Below are 15,671 nucleotides of genomic sequence, written 5' to 3' on the forward strand. Positions count from 1 at the left end.
CGGACTGATTAAGTTACCGCTTAGTATTATCAAGTGACATGGCACACGGTGCTCAATCGCCCCAACTGTGCTGAATTAGCCTTACAGTCACCCACCCTCGCAGGCCCGAGGAGCCCCGAAATGCAGCTCGCCGCGATCATCGTGTCGCTGGTTCTGACCGTGGTCGGCGTCGCGCTCATCGCGCGAGCCGTCGCGCAGATCTACCGCTTCGTGCAGCTCGGTCAGGCCGTCCCCGCGGGCAGCCGCACCGACGCGCCCCGGCAGCGCACGCTGACCCTGGTCCGGGAGTTCCTCGGCCACACCCGGATGAACCGTTGGGGAATCGTCGGCTTCGCCCACTGGTTCGTCGCGATCGGGTTCCTCACCCTGCCGCCGACCCTGCTGCAGGCGTACGGACAGCTCTTCAAGGCCGACTGGATGCTCCCGGTCATCGGCGGCTTCCTGCCGTTCGAGATGTACATCGAGTTCATCGGCCTGATGACCGTGGCGGGCATCCTCGTCCTGATGGCCATCCGGCTGGCGAATCTGCCCTCCCGCGCCGGCCGCAAGTCCCGCTTCGCCGGCTCCAAGGCGTGGCAGGCGTACTTCGTCGAGTACGTCATCCTCGTCATCGGCCTCGCGATCCTCGTCCTGCGCGGACTCGAGGGCGCGATCCACCACGTGGACGGCTACGAGGCCGCGTACTTCGTCTCGTACCCCCTCGTCCTGGCCTTCGACGGCCTGAGCGTGCCCACCCTCCAGACGCTGATCTACTTCACCGCCATGATCAAGATCGGCACCTCGCTGATCTGGATGATCACGGTCTCGCTCAACACCAACATGGGCGTCGCCTGGCACCGCTTCCTCGGCTTCCCCAACATCTGGTTCAAGCGGAACGCGGACGGCGCGTCCGCGCTCGGCGCGCTCCAGCCGATGACGAGCGGCGGCAAGGAGATCGACTTCGAGGACCCGGGCGAGGACGACGTGTTCGGCGTCTCCCAGGTCGAGCACTTCTCCTGGAAGGGCATCCTCGACTTCTCCACCTGCACGGAGTGCGGCCGCTGCCAGTCGCAGTGCCCGGCCTGGAACACCGGGAAGCCCCTCTCCCCCAAGCTGCTGATCATGTCCCTGCGCGACCACGCGCACGCCAAGGCCCCCTATCTGCTGGCCGGCGGCGGCAAGAGCATGGAGGGCGAGGAGAAGGCGACCGCCGAGCAGCTCGCGGACGTCCCCGCGGGCGCGCTCGCGGAGGCCGAGCGCCCGCTGATCGGCACCCTGGAGGAGAACGGCGTCATCGACCCCGACGTCCTCTGGTCCTGCACCACCTGCGGCGCGTGCGTCGAGCAGTGCCCGGTCGACATCGAGCACATCGACCACATCGTCGACATGCGCCGCTACCAGGTGATGATCGAGTCCGCGTTCCCGTCCGAGGCGGGCACGATGCTCAAGAACCTGGAGAAGAAGGGCAACCCCTGGGGCCTGGCGCCGAAGCAGCGCGTCGAGTGGACCAAGGAGGTCGACTTCGAGGTGCCGATCGTCGGCCAGGACGTCGAGGACCTCACCGAGGTCGACTATCTGTACTGGGTCGGCTGCGCGGGCGCCCTGGAGGACCGGGCCAAGAAGACCACCAAGGCGTTCGCGGAACTCCTGAACATCGCGGGCGTGAAGTTCGCGATCATGGGCGGCGAGGAGAAGTGCACGGGCGACTCCCCGCGCCGCCTGGGCAACGAGCCGCTGTTCCAGCAGCTCGGCCAGGAGAACGTCATGATGCTGAACATGGCCTTCGGCGAAGATGACGAGGACGAGTCGACCCGCAAGCCGAAGTCCGCGAAGAAGATCGTCGCGACCTGCCCCCACTGCTACAACACGATCGCGAACGAGTACCCGCAGCTCGGCGGCGAGTTCGAGGTCATCCACCACACCCAGCTGCTCCAGCACCTCATCGACGAGGGCCGCCTGATCCCCGTCACCCCCGTCGAGGGCCTGATCACCTACCACGACCCCTGCTACCTCGGCCGGCACAACAAGATCTACACGCCCCCGCGCGAGATCATGACCGCCGTCCCCGGTCTGCGCCAGCAGGAGATGCACCGCCACAAGGAACGCGGCTTCTGCTGCGGCGCCGGCGGTGCCCGTATGTGGATGGAAGAGCGCATCGGCAAGCGCATCAACGACGAGCGCATGGACGAAGCGCTCTCCCTCAACCCCGACATCGTCTCCACCGCCTGCCCCTTCTGCCTCGTCATGCTCACCGACTCCGTCAACAGCAAGAAGGCCGCGGCCGAGGGCGGCTCCGTGAAGGGCGTCGCCCCGAAGGAGAACCTCAAGGTCGTGGACGTGGCACAGCTCCTCCTCGACTCGGTGAAGACTCCCCCGGCCGACCCGGCCCCCGACGAGGAACCGACCGACGCGCCGGAGCCCGAACCGGTGCAGTAGCCGGTCACAGGGCCGCGCCGACCGGCGACGGCAAACGGCAAACGGAAGCGGGTGGCACTGCCTCGGGGCGGGACCACCCGCTTCCGTCCGTACGGAGCCGGAATCCGGCGATATGGAGGCGGGATCCGGCGGCGCGGAGGTGGGGCTCCCGGAACCACCGGGACGGGAGTGACGGCGGCGGCGTTCCCGGAGCGTCCGCCACCTGGGGACAACCCCCCGGGGACCCCCTAAGGGATGTCACAGGTCGGCCGCAAAGGGCCCCTCATCCCGCCGGGCAGCCTCAGCGCACAGCGGAACCGGGTACGTTCGAAAGCGTGGCTGGATTCAGGATCGGACGCGGCCGGGACAACCGCACGCAGCAGCAGCGACCACCGCAGGCACCACAGGCGCCCCCGTACGGGCAGCAGCCGTGGCCGCCCCAGGCGGGCGGCGGCCATCAGGGCGGCTATCCCGGCGGCGGCGGCCATCAGGGCGGGCAGAGGCCCCAGGGCCCGTACGGGGAACCGGAGTACTACGGAGACCCGCACCAGCAGCAGCGCCCCCCGCAGGGCGACCCGTACCACGACCCGTACGCGAACAACCCCGGCCACACGCAGGTGTTCTCCACCAACGACCCCTACGGCCAGGGCGCGACCTACCAGGCGGGCAACGCCCCCGCCGCCCCCGTGGGCCCGCGGCTGCACTGGAAGCAGCTCCTGAGCGGCGTCGTCCTGCGCCCGGGCGCGACGTTCCTCCAGATGCGGGACTACCCGGTGTGGGGCCCGGCGCTGGTCGTGACGTTCCTCTACGGCCTGCTGGCCATCTTCGGCCTGGACGAGCCGCGCGAGGAGACGATCAACGCGACCCTCTCCACCGCGATCCCGTTCGTCCTGACGACGGCGATCGCGTTCGTGATCGGCGGCCTGATCCTGGGCGCGGTGACCCACACCCTGGCCCGCCAGCTGGGCGGCACGGGCGCCTGGCAGCCGACCGTCGGCCTCTCCATGCTGATCATGTCCATCACGGACACGCCCCGCCTTCTCTTCGCCCTCTTCCTCGGCGGCGAGAACTCCCTGGTCCAGCTCCTCGGCTGGGCGACCTGGCTGGGCGCGGGCGCCCTGTTCACCGTGATGGTCAGCAAGTCGCACGACCTGCCGTGGCCGAAGGCGCTGGGCGCGTCCGCGATCCAGCTGATCGCGCTGCTGTCGATCATCAAGCTCGGCACGATCTAGCTCACGCTGGGCACGAGCCGGGTCGTGCTCGACGCGATCGGGCGCGCGCCCGGTACGGTCCGGGTCGCGCTGCGGCCGAAGAAGCCCACCGGCAGACCCATACCGTCTGGATCTAGGCGTCCGGAATCCGGCCCTGACGCCGCGCGACAGGCGGTTCGACCGACCACGGGAAGTTGATCCAAGCCTCGGTGCGCTTCCACACGTACTCGCATTTCACGGTGGAGTGAGGCTTCTCGTAGATCACCGCGGACCGCACCTCGGCAACGTGATCCCGGCAGAAGTCATGCACCAGCTTGAGCGTCGCGCCGGTGTCGGCGACATCGTCGGCGATCAGCACTCTCTTGTCGCTGAAGTCGATGGCGTCCGGCACCGGGGCGAGCATCACGGGCATCTCCAGCGTCTGCCCGACGCCCGAGTAGAACTCGACGTTCACCAGATGGATGTTCTTGCAGTCCAGCGCGTACGCCAGCCCGCCGGCCACGAACACCCCGCCGCGCGCGATCGAGAGCACGACGTCGGGCTCGTACCCGTCGTCGGCCACGGCCTGCGCCAGCTCCCGGACCGCGGTCCCGAACATCTCGTACGTCAGGTTCTCCCGAGCGTCGCTCACACCCGCCACACCGTCACACCTGCGTCCGGTGGAAGTTCTGGAACGACCGCGAGGCCGTCGGCCCCCGCTGTCCCTGGTAGCGGGACCCGTACCGCTCACTCCCGTACGGGAACTCCGCCGGCGAACTCAGCCGGAACATGCACAGCTGACCGATCTTCATTCCCGGCCAGAGTTTGATCGGCAGCGTCGCGAGATTCGAGAGTTCGAGCGTGACGTGCCCGGAGAACCCGGGGTCGATGAAGCCCGCGGTCGAGTGCGTGACGAGCCCGAGCCGCCCAAGCGAACTCTTGCCCTCCAGCCGCGACGCCAGATCGTCGGGCAGCGAGATGACCTCGTACGTCGACGCCAGCACGAACTCCCCCGGATGGAGGATGAACGCCTCGTCACCCTCGGGTTCGACCGTACGCGTCAGATCGGCCTGCTCGACCGCCGGATCGATATGCGGATAGCGATGGTTCTCGAACACCCGGAAGTAGCGGTCCAGCCGCACATCGATGCTGGAGGGCTGCACCATGGATTCGTCGTACGGGTCGATGCGCACCCGTCCGGCGTCGATCTCGGCACGGATGTCCTTGTCTGAGAGAAGCACCCCCCGAGGATACGCAGTGCGCACGGACCCACCTCACCCGGACGGCCCGTGCGCGCCCCGCCTCTCCTGCCGGCCGACTACCTACCGACCTCCACCGGCACGACATTGCGCAGCCGCGCACACCGCGGACACCGGATGAGCCTCCCCGGTCCGATCCGCCGGGTTCCGAGCTGCTGCATCGGCAACGAAGCGGTAGTGAAGACGTGCCCCTCGGCACAGCGGACGACGGTGCGCTCCATCAAGTCCATCAGGTCCCTTCCCCAAGAAATGCGGACGAACGCCCACATTAGGGTATGAACCCTCCCCGCCCTGGAGCGGCACTCCGCCCACCACGCTACGCCTCAACTCCCCTGCCGCGCACCCACATCCACCGCACTCCGGGCCACCCACACAGCAATGAGGCCCCGCGGCGTCATACGCCTGGGGCCTGCGATGGGGTAGAGTGAGCGGCGTTGCGGTTCTCGATCGTCGGCCGCCACGCGGGTGTAGTTTAATGGTAGAACATGAGCTTCCCAAGCTCAGAGCGCGAGTTCGATTCTCGTCACCCGCTCCACAGACAAAGGCCCTGGTCGGAGACCGGGGCCTTGATTGTTGTCTAGACCACATCAGGCGTCGCGCACCAGATCCGCACCAGAAGGCCGGTCACGGTCCTTCTGACGGGCCGCCCGCACGAGCTGATCCAGGCCGTGCGCGACTTCCTGTTGCCGGTCGAGATCCGAGTGTTGATAGATCAGCGCCGCCCGCTCGGACGACTGTCCGGCCCGGACCATCGTGTCCTTGAGGGTGGCTCCGGAACGGGTCGCGAGGGTGTGCCCCGTGTGACGAAGGTCGTAGAACCGGAAGCCAGCGGGGAGCCCGACCGCGGTACGCGCCTTACGCTACTTCCGCCCGAAGGTGGACCGCCGGAATGGCTTGCCCCGCTCACCCACGAACAGCAGCCCGTCCGGCTCCTTCTCCGCGTACCAGTCGAGATGCCGCCGCAGATCGGTCCGCAGGAACGCCGGCAGAACGACCCGACGCGTCCCCGCTTCGGACTTGGTCGGCCCTTCGGCACGACGGCCGGTCGTCAACTCGGGCGCTGCCATCCGCACCCGCACCACCACCGCGTCAAGGTCCACATCCTTCCGCCGCAGCTCGGCCAGTTCCTCGGGCCGCATCGGCCCGTAGGCCCCGAGGAAGACCATCAGCCGCCAGCTCGGCCCCAGCGCATCGGCGAGAGCGTCGACCTGGTCCACGGTGGCGATCTGCCGTTCGGCGGACGACTCCTATGCCCGCGCCCTTGATGCGGCTCGGCCAGTGGTGAACCAGGCCGAAGCCAGGAGCCGTGAAGGTAGCGAACAGGCGGGGGTGTTGGACGGCCGTTTCGGGAGTGCCCTTGCGCGCTGCCGTCGTTGGCGTGGTCAGGTCGCCGGGAGCTGGTAGTTGAGGACGTACGCGTCCGCCGCCATCACGGTGTCGCAGACCTCCACGGCCCGCCCTTCGGTGTCGTACGCGGTGCGGATCAGATGGATCACGGGCACGCCGGAGGCGAGCCGGAGCGTCTTCACCTCGGCGGGTGAGGGCATGCGGGCGCGGATCTCCTCCTCGAAGTGGTCGAGGTGGTGGCCGAGTTCTTCGAGTCGGGCGTAGATGCCGCCGGGGCCGAGTTTCGGCTCGGCGATCTGCGTACCGCGTGCGATGTCGAGCGGGAGGTACGAGGTGGCGAACTCGACCGGCCGCCCGTCGAGCAGGTAGCGGCGGTGACGGGCGAGGACCCTGCGTACGGAGCCGAGCCGGGTGGAGATGTCCTGGCTCGCCTTCTCCTCCTTGACCTCCAGGCTGTCCACCTGGGGGTGGCCGCCGACCGCGTCGGCCTCCACGACGAACGCGGACTTGCCCTGATCGCGGTGGCGACGGGCGAACCGGTCGGAGGCGAGCCGCCGCACGGGCGGCCGGGGACGCACGAACACACCCCTGCCGTGCTCGGCATGGACCAGGCCCTCGCCCTGGAGGATCGAGAAGGAGTTCCGTACGGTCATCCGGGAGACCCCGTAATGCTCGACCAGCTCGGCTTCGGAGGGCAGTTTCTCCCCCTCCTTGAACCGGCCGCGGTCGATCGCCTCGCGCAGTTGGTCGGCGATCTGCCGGAAGACCGCGCGGTCGCTCGTGGGGTCGAGGGCCCCGAGCGCGGCGGAGGGGAGTGAGGGCATGTGCACTCCTTTAGGTATCTAGACGAGTGGGTGAGTTTCGCTGCTACGGTGGAGAGCCTGGTCAGCCGAGAGGGCCCGAGGAACGTGAGCACTGACCGCCCGCACTCCATGAGCGTCGCCGGAGTGATCGTGGACGACCGGGGCCGGGCCCTGTTGATCCAGCGGCGCGACAACGGCCACTGGGAACCGCCGGGCGGAGTCCTCGAACGCGAGGAGACCATCCCCGAGGCGCTGCAACGCGAAGTCCTCGAAGAGACCGGCGTCAAGATCGCGCTTCCCGCGACCCTCACCGGTGTCTACAAGAACATGAAGGGCCTCATCGTCTCGCTGGTCTTCCGCTGCGAGGCAGCCGACGGCACCCCGGCCACCGGGAGCGAGACCCGCGCACTGCGGTGGGTCACCCGTGAAGAGGTCACCGAACTCGCCGACGAGGCGTACGCGATCCGCGTCTTGGACGCGATGGACGCGGCGTCCCCGCCTGCCGTACGCGCCCACGACGGCGTGAAACTCGTCTAGCCCGAACCTGCTGCACACAGCGGCCGATCAGCACGGAGGAACTTGTACACACGAGTATACGAGCAAGGGTCGGGGCTGGGGACTCACTTGCCCAGGTCTACCCGAAGAGGTCAGCCGCGCCCGCCGCTGGACCCGCGACATCCTGCGCGGCTCCCCGCTGGCAGACGACGCCGAACTGATCGTGAGCGAACTGAGCGCGAACGCGATCCTCCACACCGCCAGCGGCCGCAGAGCGCCCGGAGACTCCGCCGGGCACGGGAGCTTCCACCTGGCCGTGGCCGTCCTGGCCCGCTGCGTCGCCCTCTCGGTCACCGACGCCGGCACCACCGACAGCGTCCCCACGATCGGCCGCCCCTCCGACGAAGCCGCACACGGCCGGGGACTGGGCATCGTCAACGCACTCGCCCATCGCGTCGAGATCCGTCACGGAGAGCACGGCCGCACGGTCACCGCCGAACTCTTCACGAGCCCGACCAGCGGAGGCCACCCGTGGTGACGCACCTTGTGGGCTTACTCCCCGCCGCCGACCGGACCACCTACGAATGCCGGGCAGCGGCCCGCCCCCGCTATGAACCCGGAGGTGCCCCGCCGGAGACGATCCCGCTCGGCTCGCGCACGGCAACCACTCCCCGCCTCGCACTGCGCTGGCTCCGCGAACGCACGGCCGCCGTCGCCGACCAGCTCGACACCCCATACGCACGCCCCGGCCGCCACTGGCTCAACGACGCACGCGAACACGAACGGGCCCTCAGCTCCCTCGCGGCAGGCCACGCCTACCGCCTCACCCTCCACGACGACCACACCACGTACGTCATCACCGCCACCCCCACCCGTCCGAAGGGCAACCGATGGTGAAGCCGACCCCCGGCTACTGGTGCGAATGCTGGACCGGCGGGAAGGACGGAACGGCCCCGACACGGCTCGCCGCATTCGACGCCCACTCCGCCGGACAGGCCGTCCGCTGGATCGCCATCGCACTCAACACGATCACCTCCGCACTCGATGACAACTCGGCAGCCCAGGCATGGCAATGGCTCTACGAAGGCCGCCAGGCCATGGCAGAGGCACTACGCCAGGGCAAGCCCTGCAACGTCTCCTTCACCAGCACCGGCCAACGCATCACCTGGACCGCCCACCCAGTCCACTTCCTACCCCTAGCACACCGCAGTACAGGCCGACCCCCCGCGTGCACAGACCAGTTCAGCCCACCGGACGGGCAGTGAGTTACAACCTTCTCTACGGGTTCAAGGCGCCGCGCAAGCGCGCCGCGCGCGGCCCGGCCCCGGCCGGGCCTGCGCTCCTGTCTCCGCCCCACTCCAGCCCGGCCGACGCCCGTGCCGCGCGCAGAGCAGTAAGCCGCTTGAGGTTAGAGAAGGGGTACGTCGTGGCTGGGGCGGTCGGCTACGCGGACCTTTCGATCAGTCAACTTCGATTGCCCCCTTCCTGAACCATCCACTGGAGGCAGCCAAGGTAATTAGACGGATCAAATCCTTCATAAATTGTTCACACTTCTGCCGATGCGCGTCAAACATTCCGACCGAAATGCGCTCCTTGCGGCTTCCATGAGCTATATCATTCCGCGCATTTTTCACAAACTCGATTGCACTGTATTGCGCCTTAGGGACCTGACTGCCCGGAATTGCAAGCATATACAGGCAACGCCTCAAAACGTCGCGCCCTAGGTTCATCTCCATAGATGCCACTACTTCCGAAACGAGAGTGACGGGAGAATCAGCTATAGCATGCATCTTCTCGACGAAGGCAACCTGATTCTTTGCCCTTCGAGTCAGCCGACCATCTTCATCCTTATCTCCGTCTGAATTTACATTCTTACGGACTGCGTCAAATTCCTCTGTCAAAGCGGCCGCCATGAGCTGTGGCTGCATGTCCTTGACCATAAGCGACTCGCTATTGATGACATCAACGTACACCGCAAAGGCGTTTCGAGTAAAACCTTCGAGATGCGCGTACTGCATCACAAGAATGGTGCGCATTGACGCCGCAGACCACTGATCGCGAGGTTCATCCCCCAACAGTCGGTTCTTGAGGTGACGAAGCTCGTCTAGCCGCCAAACAAGATCCTCTTCGAGTTCGGCCTTCAGGTCTGCGATGTTCAACCCAAAGCCCTCTCAAATCGTTCTGAGAAGTACTCGATTCGCGCACGCAAGGCATTTCGCTCGTTTTTCCCTCCGCCGGTCGCCTTCAGGAACTCCCTGTCTGCCTTCCCTTCTCGCACTACAGCGGACAGCGGTTCAATCGTTTCAGGATTTTCCGGGTCAATTCTATCGATGACAGGCTGAAGCCCCAAGACAATTCCCTCGTAATGGTAAACGGAGAACTGGGCCTTCGGCTGGCCTCCTGCTGTCACAGTACCGAAGATCTTAGAGCCGTAATCAAGACACTCTGCAATCTTCCTGATCACCAAGAAGGTCTTCTCGAACACTTCCCTTTCAGCTTCGTAGTCGAAGTCCGTATCGACGTTCGAATCTGATACATCTTCAAGGTAGTCAGTTAGGAAGTCTGCGATATCATGCTTGTAGAGGTGTCGCACATTCTTGAAGGCGAAAAACCTCAATACAAGTTCTTGATCAAACTTCCGCTTCTTTGCGTTTTCAGTGATCGCATCCACTGAATATGCAAAATTTACATCCTTACTCAGATTCACAATGAAGTGATTGAATTCATTAGATAGGAGTCGGATAGTTGCATTCCTGACTTCCTGCTCAGCAAGCCTCTCGCCGCCAGTATTCAACCTCTTAAACATGTAGTAACGGAGGCGAGGGTCACTCTCTTTCCTGAGAATCTCCGCTCTGATATAACTCCGCTTCAGCTTAATTTCGAGAGCGCGCGGCAAGTCGGCGTATGTTTTGCCGTTAAGCTCTTTCACGATATCGCAGTCCGAGAGAACTAGCGGCTCAAGAAGCTCATCGTCAATCTTCAGCTGACCCCTGAAGTGCAAGAATGAAGAGATTCTCTGAAGGCCATCGATCAATTCATAGACCCTGTCCTCTCTTTCAATCAGAAAGATGGGAGGAATTGGGAGCTCAAGAAGCAGGGATTCAATGAATCGGGCTTGGCCGCCTTCCGACCAGCGAAACATTCTCTGGAACTCTGGGTCAATGATCAGCTCGCCATCAGCATGCATGTCGGCCAGTTCATTGAAGGAGAAGTCCAGGCTCTGGGTGCGAACCGCAGAGATCTTCTTATCGACAGCTTGAATCAGTTCGTCGGGCGTAACTGGGGTGATTTCGCTCGTCACTACCTTTTCCTCCTCAGAGTGACGACGCTCTCCGCCACTTCTCCCTTGATGTAAGCGCGTGCTGACTTATTTAGAGAAGTCAGAAGTCTCCGCACAGGAAATTCTTCCTTGTCTTCAAGCACCCACCCTCGCAATTGTGCCTCGTCGATGCAGATTTCTGCTAGCGGAACGGGGATATCTTTATAGTAGGAATCTTGAACCACGAGATGCATTACAGTCTCGAGCTTGGAAACTCGAGTAATTTCATTCAGCCCCTGGCTCAAGTCACTCAAGTATTGCCGAGTTTGCTTGAGGTAGTAGCCAGAAGATGCTTTGCTCTGATGTGACGCAACATCTTCCAGTAGTTTCCTCCCAGAAGCGCCGAAACTCGGGGTGAAACCGTCCGCGTTGCGAATCAAAGTAGTACCCATCAGAGATGAGCGAATGGAGCGATCCGCGAAAACATCGATTCCTAGAAGTGCCAACTCTCGAGAGTAAGCAACAGCATAGTCGATTCGTGTTAGGTAAGGCGGTGAAGTGAGTACAAAATCCACCGAGGAGTCAGAAATAGGGAGCTGATTGGCATTTGCCGTGAGCAGAGTAACCTGCGAACTGGTACGACTAGTATTTGTCAGCCTTTTTTTCAAAATTCTTTGCTCTTCGACCACCAAGCGGTCAATCTCACCTGGTGAAGTAGAAATCAAATCTTCTTGACTCTTTGCGCGCTTGACCCAGGTGGGGTTACTTCCACCGAATTTTTTGGTGAGCCCTCTTACGACTCTGAACAGGCCGACCATACCCAACGTGCGAGTACTTGTTGGGGCGAGAGAAAGGCTCTCAGTCCAGTCACGTACTCTCGTGACTGTCTCAGCGGCAAACCAATTATTCAACGGGTCCGAATCTCGATTAGTCCCTGAATTAGCGACTGTTGGATTCTCGAGTACTACTGTGCTTGGTGGAGTCAAGCAACGAAGCTGTGCGACCAGGCTAGCAATGGGATTGCGGTCTGTTCCAACAGATCTGTGGCCATTAAAGTTGGCCGCAAGTGTCGTTGTTCCACTACCATTCCAAGGATCCAGAATTGTCAGCTGGTCCTGAGATCGAGCTTCTTTAATTTTGCTGCATGCCCACTCGAATGAGAAACCGGCATAGTATGGGAAGGCATCCGCCATTCCAGCCGATTCTGTTGCTGGCCTCTTGGGAGATAGGGAACCACTTACAACTTGGCCAGGAGGATTTTTCGCAGGAAGAGAAGCCGATGCCTCCTGAGCGTGACTGTTACCAATGAAATCAGCCTGGCCTTCCACAAGCCTTCTTTCTTAAGAGTGCGCAATATCGACTGCTCCAGTCTATCTCATGAAACGAGACCTGTTGTCAACTGTCCGAAGAAACAAACGAAGTGCGGCTGGCCAGCGACAGTCGAGGTCAGCTTCCCTGACAAGGGAACAGGGCGCGTCGGCCTACCTCTCAGGAGCATGCCGGGCACGCAAAACGGGGCAAGCCTAAATTGATGGGAGAGCTAAAACTGCATGGCTTAAGCCTCTGCGTTTTCAGGACAGTTGACGATCACCGCTCAGTACCGACAGAACCCACTGGCAGCGCTGCACCGCTACTGGCCCAACCCGCGACGCAGAGGAGTGCTCAAAAAGGCCACCGATCTGGGCTAGTGCCGCATCAGGCAAGGTTCGCCCTGTGATGAGTCGGTGCGTGGTTGCTGCGTGGGGTGGGGCCGTACGGTCAGAATGATCGGGTGGCTGAACGTGTGCGGGGGCGGGAGATTGATGACGGCGAGGGCAGGCGGTTGCTGCGGATCGTACGCCGCGGTACGGGTTCGGTGGTGACCTGGCGGCGGGCGCAGATGGTGCTGCTGTCCGCGCAGGGCATGCCGGTGGCGGGGATCGCGGAGGTGACGTTCACCAGCGCGGACCGGGTCCGGGGCGTGATCCGCAACTTCAACACCGACGGCTTCGGCTCGCTGTATCCGAAGTACAGGGGCGGGAGGCCGAGAACGTTCACGCTGCCCGAGCGGCGCGAGATCAAGAAGACCGCCAAGTCCAGGCCGGCCGAGCACGGCCTGCCGTTCTCCACCTGGAGCCTGGCCAGGCTGGCCGACTTCCTGGTCGCCGAGGGGGTGGTCGACGACATCAGCCACGAGGGCCTTCGCATCCTGCTCCGCGAGGAAGGCGTCTCCTTTCAACGCCTGAAGACCTGGAAAACCTCCCGCGACCCCGACTACGCGGCCAGGAAGGCCCGGGTCGAGCACCTCTACGCGATCGCCGACGGCGAGGTGATACCCGAGGACGGCGAGCCCGAAGTCGTCTTCTGCCTGGACGAGTTCGGGCCGCTCAACCTGATGCCCCACCCCGGCCGGCAGTGGGCCGAACGCGGCGGGAAGCACAAGGACCCCGACCGGGAACCCCGCCGACGGCGCCGGGCGACCTACACCCGCCCGCACGGGGTCAGGCACCTGTTCGCCGCCTACGACCTGGCCCGGGACAGGCTCTACGGCCACATCAAGCCGACGAAGAACCGCACGAGGTTCCTGGAGTTCTGCCGCTACCTGCGCAGCCTCTACCCGCCGCACATCCGGATCGCGATCGTGCTCGACAACTTCGCCCCTCACCTGACCACGGCCAAGGACAGCCTGGTCGGCGACTGGGCCGCGGCGAACAACGTCGAACTCGCCTACACCCCGACCAACAGCTCCTGGCTCAACCGCATCGAGGCCCAGTTCACCGCCCTGCGCGACTTCGCCCTGGACGGCACCGACCACGCCACCCACAAGGAACAGGGCAGCATGATCCGCCGCTACATCATCTGGCGAAACCGCCACGCCGCCGACAAACACCTACACAAGGTCGTCAACAGGGCAAACATTGCCTGATCCGGCACTAGCAGTACCTGTCCCCGCTCCACGGCTCACATCGTTCTCGTTGGCGATGCCGGCGCCACGCTCAGCGGCAGGCGCGGACGTGGCCCCGTATGCGCTCGGTGATCGAACCCCTGAAGCGGGTGTACCCGAACCAGTATGTGATGGTGCCCTGTCATCATCGGAAGATGCTGACAGGGGAGGGCGCGCGCCCACTGGTGCTTTCCGAGATCGACGACGTGCGGGGCCACGTAACGTACGACCTTGAGATCCTGCGCGTGGGGGCCTTGCCGTTCGAGTGGATCTTCTACTGGGGGCAGTCAGAGACGGTCGGAGCGGACAGCACCCTCGGTTGGGAGGCAACGGTCCCTTCTTGGTGGATCGTGAAAACGAGCGGCTGATCCGAACTGCAACCAGTGCCCCCGTAGCCCGCCAGATCTGGGACTACGAACGACGACTGCACCGCGAAGCTCACGCGCGGAACGCGGCAGCGAAGCAAGCGGCGCAGCAGCCATGGGTGTCTATCTGCATGACAACGCCGATGAACAGCGGCGGACGAGGGTGAACGCCTGCGGACCATCAGCGCAGGTGAGAGGCACACCAGCCCCAGGCAGAGCCTCCACCCCAGTTACTTCGGGACGAGGAGGTCTCCGTGCCATGGTCATGCCAGAAGGGCCAGCGGACACCGGTCAGCAGCGGTCAAGCAATTGCTCTTCCTGACGCGTCGAGGGAGAGCATTGGCGCAGGTCAGCACTCGGACGCCATCCTCGGATCGCTGATTCCCAAGCTCAGAGCGCGAGTTCGATTCTCGTCACCCGCTCCATGGAGAAGGCCCAGGCCAGAGGCCGCGGCCTTGAATTTTATCTAGACCACTTCAGGGGCCGCCGGAACGGCTTGCCACGCTCGCCCACCAAGCACTCGTCGTTCGTTCCGCTCCCGCCTCCGGTCCGCTCCGCGCCGATCTTCCAGGCTGATGCTCCTGGGCCCCTGCGCCGGCACTTGGCTGGGCCAGAGACTCCACCGACCGATGCTGCCTTGGGGTGAGGTGCGTACCCGCTCCGAGACCGCTTAGCCTCTACCGGTCCGCCTGGCCTCGGGCGGTTCAAGGGAGGGGTGTTCATGCGGCAGCGGGGAGTGGGCAGCGGGTTGAGAGTCGCGGCCTGGGTACTTGTGCCACTCGGGCTGATCCTGGCGCTGGGGGGCATCGGGTACTTCCTCACGAACTACCAGGGGGCCACCGTCACGGGCGAGGCGATGGAGCCCACGTACCGCCCAGGTGAGCGGCTGGTCATCGACCGCATCGACGCGGGCGAGATACGCAGGGGTGATGTCGTACTCGTCCATGTGCCCGATCGCTATCAGGGCAGACCGGTCCTGCAGCGGGTCATCGGGATGGGCGGCGATCATGTGGTGAGCGACGGAAGTCGGATCACGGTGAACGGGAAGCCGGTCGACGAACCGTATGTGATGCGCGGCGAAGTGAACCCGACTACCGGACCGTACGACGTGAAGGTGCCGGACGGGCGGTTGTTCCTGCTGGGCGACCACCGGGGGAACTCGAACGACTCGCGGTACTTCCTCGACAAGCAGTCGGGCAGCGTCGCGGCCTCCGGGGTGCTCGGGCGAGTGCATAAGGGCTTCACTGTGCCAGCGGTGTCGGTGGCGCTCGGGGTCCTCGGGATCGTGCTGACCCTGGTCGGGATCGGCCTGGGGATCGGAGGGTACGCGGCCGGGCGGCGTGCCCGGCGGTCGCTCGCGGCTGTGCCGCCGTGGCCCCTGACCTAAGCGATCTTGAGCATGTGTGTTGTGGCCGGCGTGAGCGCGGCGGCTCGGTGGGTCAGGGCGCGATCGGCGACAGGGTCCACTACCGGAGCCATTCCATACTCACTGACTCCAGGACGGCCGAGGTGGCATATCGGTCCACCAGCCGGGCACCACCCTCACCTACGAACACCGGCCCCGACCCAGCTCCCACCGACCAACCCGTCGACCTGTGTTCGGCTCAGGGGCGGGGCTGCGCACCCGCAGGGAGCT

Annotated in this window: 15 protein-coding genes, 1 tRNA gene and 1 pseudogene; 10 read left to right on the top strand and 7 right to left on the bottom strand. The window is 64.3% G+C overall.

The genetic code is table 11. The features are described from left to right. Positions 1–120: 120 nt before the first annotated feature. Together ACWEFL_RS24780 and ACWEFL_RS24785 are read left to right on the top strand one after the other, a co-directional pair. Positions 121–2,415, top strand: a complete 2,295-nt coding sequence (locus tag ACWEFL_RS24780; RefSeq protein WP_451716505.1) for a heterodisulfide reductase-related iron-sulfur binding cluster — start codon at positions 121–123, stop codon at positions 2,413–2,415. 314 nt (positions 2,416–2,729) lie between these two features. Further along, positions 2,730–3,626 carry a Yip1 family protein gene (locus ACWEFL_RS24785; protein WP_451716506.1) on the top strand — a complete coding sequence of 299 codons (897 nt, stop codon included), beginning with the start codon at positions 2,730–2,732 and terminating at the stop codon, positions 3,624–3,626. A 112-nt stretch (positions 3,627–3,738) separates the two neighbouring features. Here ACWEFL_RS24785 and ACWEFL_RS24790 read toward each other — a convergent pair whose 3' ends face one another. Continuing rightward, the gene (locus tag ACWEFL_RS24790; protein WP_451716507.1) at positions 3,739–4,236 is read right to left on the bottom strand and encodes a phosphoribosyltransferase; all 498 of its coding nucleotides are present in this window, start codon (positions 4,234–4,236) and stop codon (positions 3,739–3,741) included. Positions 4,237–4,249: 13 nt separating this feature from the next. Continuing rightward, the gene (gene dcd / locus ACWEFL_RS24795) at positions 4,250–4,825 is read right to left on the bottom strand and encodes a dCTP deaminase (RefSeq protein ID WP_399245410.1); all 576 of its coding nucleotides are present in this window, start codon (positions 4,823–4,825) and stop codon (positions 4,250–4,252) included. 479 nt (positions 4,826–5,304) lie between these two features. On the opposite strand from dcd, the gene ACWEFL_RS24800 reads away from it, so the two are divergent. Continuing rightward, positions 5,305–5,378, top strand: a tRNA-Gly gene (locus ACWEFL_RS24800). Positions 5,379–5,430: 52 nt separating this feature from the next. Here the strand turns inward: ACWEFL_RS24800 and ACWEFL_RS24805 are convergent. Both ACWEFL_RS24805 and ACWEFL_RS24810 read right to left on the bottom strand, forming a co-directional pair. After that, positions 5,431–6,118 (bottom strand): annotated as a pseudogene (locus ACWEFL_RS24805) (tyrosine-type recombinase/integrase); the annotation flags it as partial. Between the two features lie 107 nt (positions 6,119–6,225). Beyond that, positions 6,226–7,014 (bottom strand): GntR family transcriptional regulator, encoded by a 789-nt coding sequence (locus ACWEFL_RS24810; protein WP_451716509.1) that lies wholly within the window; start codon positions 7,012–7,014, stop codon positions 6,226–6,228. 108 nt (positions 7,015–7,122) lie between these two features. Here ACWEFL_RS24810 and ACWEFL_RS24815 point away from each other — a divergent pair, with 108 nt between their 5' ends. Genes ACWEFL_RS24815 through ACWEFL_RS24830 form a run of 4 tightly spaced genes read left to right on the top strand, consistent with a single transcriptional unit; the run spans position 7,123 to position 8,753 of the window. Continuing rightward, positions 7,123–7,530: an NUDIX hydrolase gene (locus ACWEFL_RS24815; protein WP_451716566.1), complete on the top strand. Its 408-nt coding sequence runs from the start codon at positions 7,123–7,125 to the stop codon at positions 7,528–7,530. 10 nt (positions 7,531–7,540) lie between these two features. Further along, a complete protein-coding gene (locus ACWEFL_RS24820; RefSeq protein WP_451716568.1) occupies positions 7,541–8,026 on the top strand; it encodes an ATP-binding protein in 486 nt (161 codons plus the stop codon). Next, the gene (locus ACWEFL_RS24825) at positions 8,020–8,385 is read left to right on the top strand and encodes a hypothetical protein (RefSeq protein ID WP_451716511.1); all 366 of its coding nucleotides are present in this window, start codon (positions 8,020–8,022) and stop codon (positions 8,383–8,385) included. Before ACWEFL_RS24820 ends, ACWEFL_RS24825 begins: the two co-directional genes overlap by 7 nt. Further along, positions 8,379–8,753: a hypothetical protein gene (locus ACWEFL_RS24830; RefSeq protein WP_451716512.1), complete on the top strand. Its 375-nt coding sequence runs from the start codon at positions 8,379–8,381 to the stop codon at positions 8,751–8,753. The genes ACWEFL_RS24825 and ACWEFL_RS24830 overlap by 7 nt, the downstream gene beginning before the upstream one ends. Positions 8,754–8,948: 195 nt before the next feature. On the opposite strand, the gene ACWEFL_RS24835 is transcribed toward ACWEFL_RS24830, so the two are convergent. From ACWEFL_RS24835 to ACWEFL_RS24845, 3 genes are read right to left on the bottom strand one after another with little or no spacing between them, the layout of a single operon-like run. Next, positions 8,949–9,647, bottom strand: coding sequence for an MAE_28990/MAE_18760 family HEPN-like nuclease (locus ACWEFL_RS24835; protein ID WP_451716514.1), 699 nt, complete (start codon positions 9,645–9,647; stop codon positions 8,949–8,951). Continuing rightward, complete coding sequence (locus ACWEFL_RS24840; RefSeq protein ID WP_451716516.1) at positions 9,644–10,789, bottom strand: DUF262 domain-containing protein; 1,146 nt, start codon at positions 10,787–10,789, stop codon at positions 9,644–9,646. Before ACWEFL_RS24840 ends, ACWEFL_RS24835 begins: the two co-directional genes overlap by 4 nt. Beyond that, entirely contained in the window at positions 10,789–12,075 is a 1,287-nt protein-coding gene (locus ACWEFL_RS24845; protein ID WP_451716517.1) for a hypothetical protein, read from the bottom strand. Before ACWEFL_RS24845 ends, ACWEFL_RS24840 begins: the two co-directional genes overlap by 1 nt. Positions 12,076–12,518: 443 nt before the next feature. Here ACWEFL_RS24845 and ACWEFL_RS24850 point away from each other — a divergent pair, with 443 nt between their 5' ends. The 3 genes from ACWEFL_RS24850 to lepB all read left to right on the top strand — a co-directional run bounded on the left by ACWEFL_RS24850 (position 12,519) and on the right by lepB (position 15,422). Beyond that, positions 12,519–13,652, top strand: a complete 1,134-nt coding sequence (locus ACWEFL_RS24850; RefSeq protein ID WP_451716518.1) for an IS630 family transposase — start codon at positions 12,519–12,521, stop codon at positions 13,650–13,652. Positions 13,653–13,750: 98 nt separating this feature from the next. Continuing rightward, positions 13,751–14,038 (top strand): hypothetical protein, encoded by a 288-nt coding sequence (locus ACWEFL_RS24855; RefSeq protein WP_451716520.1) that lies wholly within the window; start codon positions 13,751–13,753, stop codon positions 14,036–14,038. 718 nt (positions 14,039–14,756) lie between these two features. After that, on the top strand, positions 14,757–15,422 hold the full coding sequence (gene lepB, locus ACWEFL_RS24860; RefSeq protein ID WP_451716521.1) for a signal peptidase I: 666 nt from the start codon (positions 14,757–14,759) through the stop codon (positions 15,420–15,422). Positions 15,423–15,671 lie beyond the last annotated feature (249 nt).

The sequence above is a fragment of the Streptomyces sp. NPDC004838 genome, from assembly GCF_053600955.1.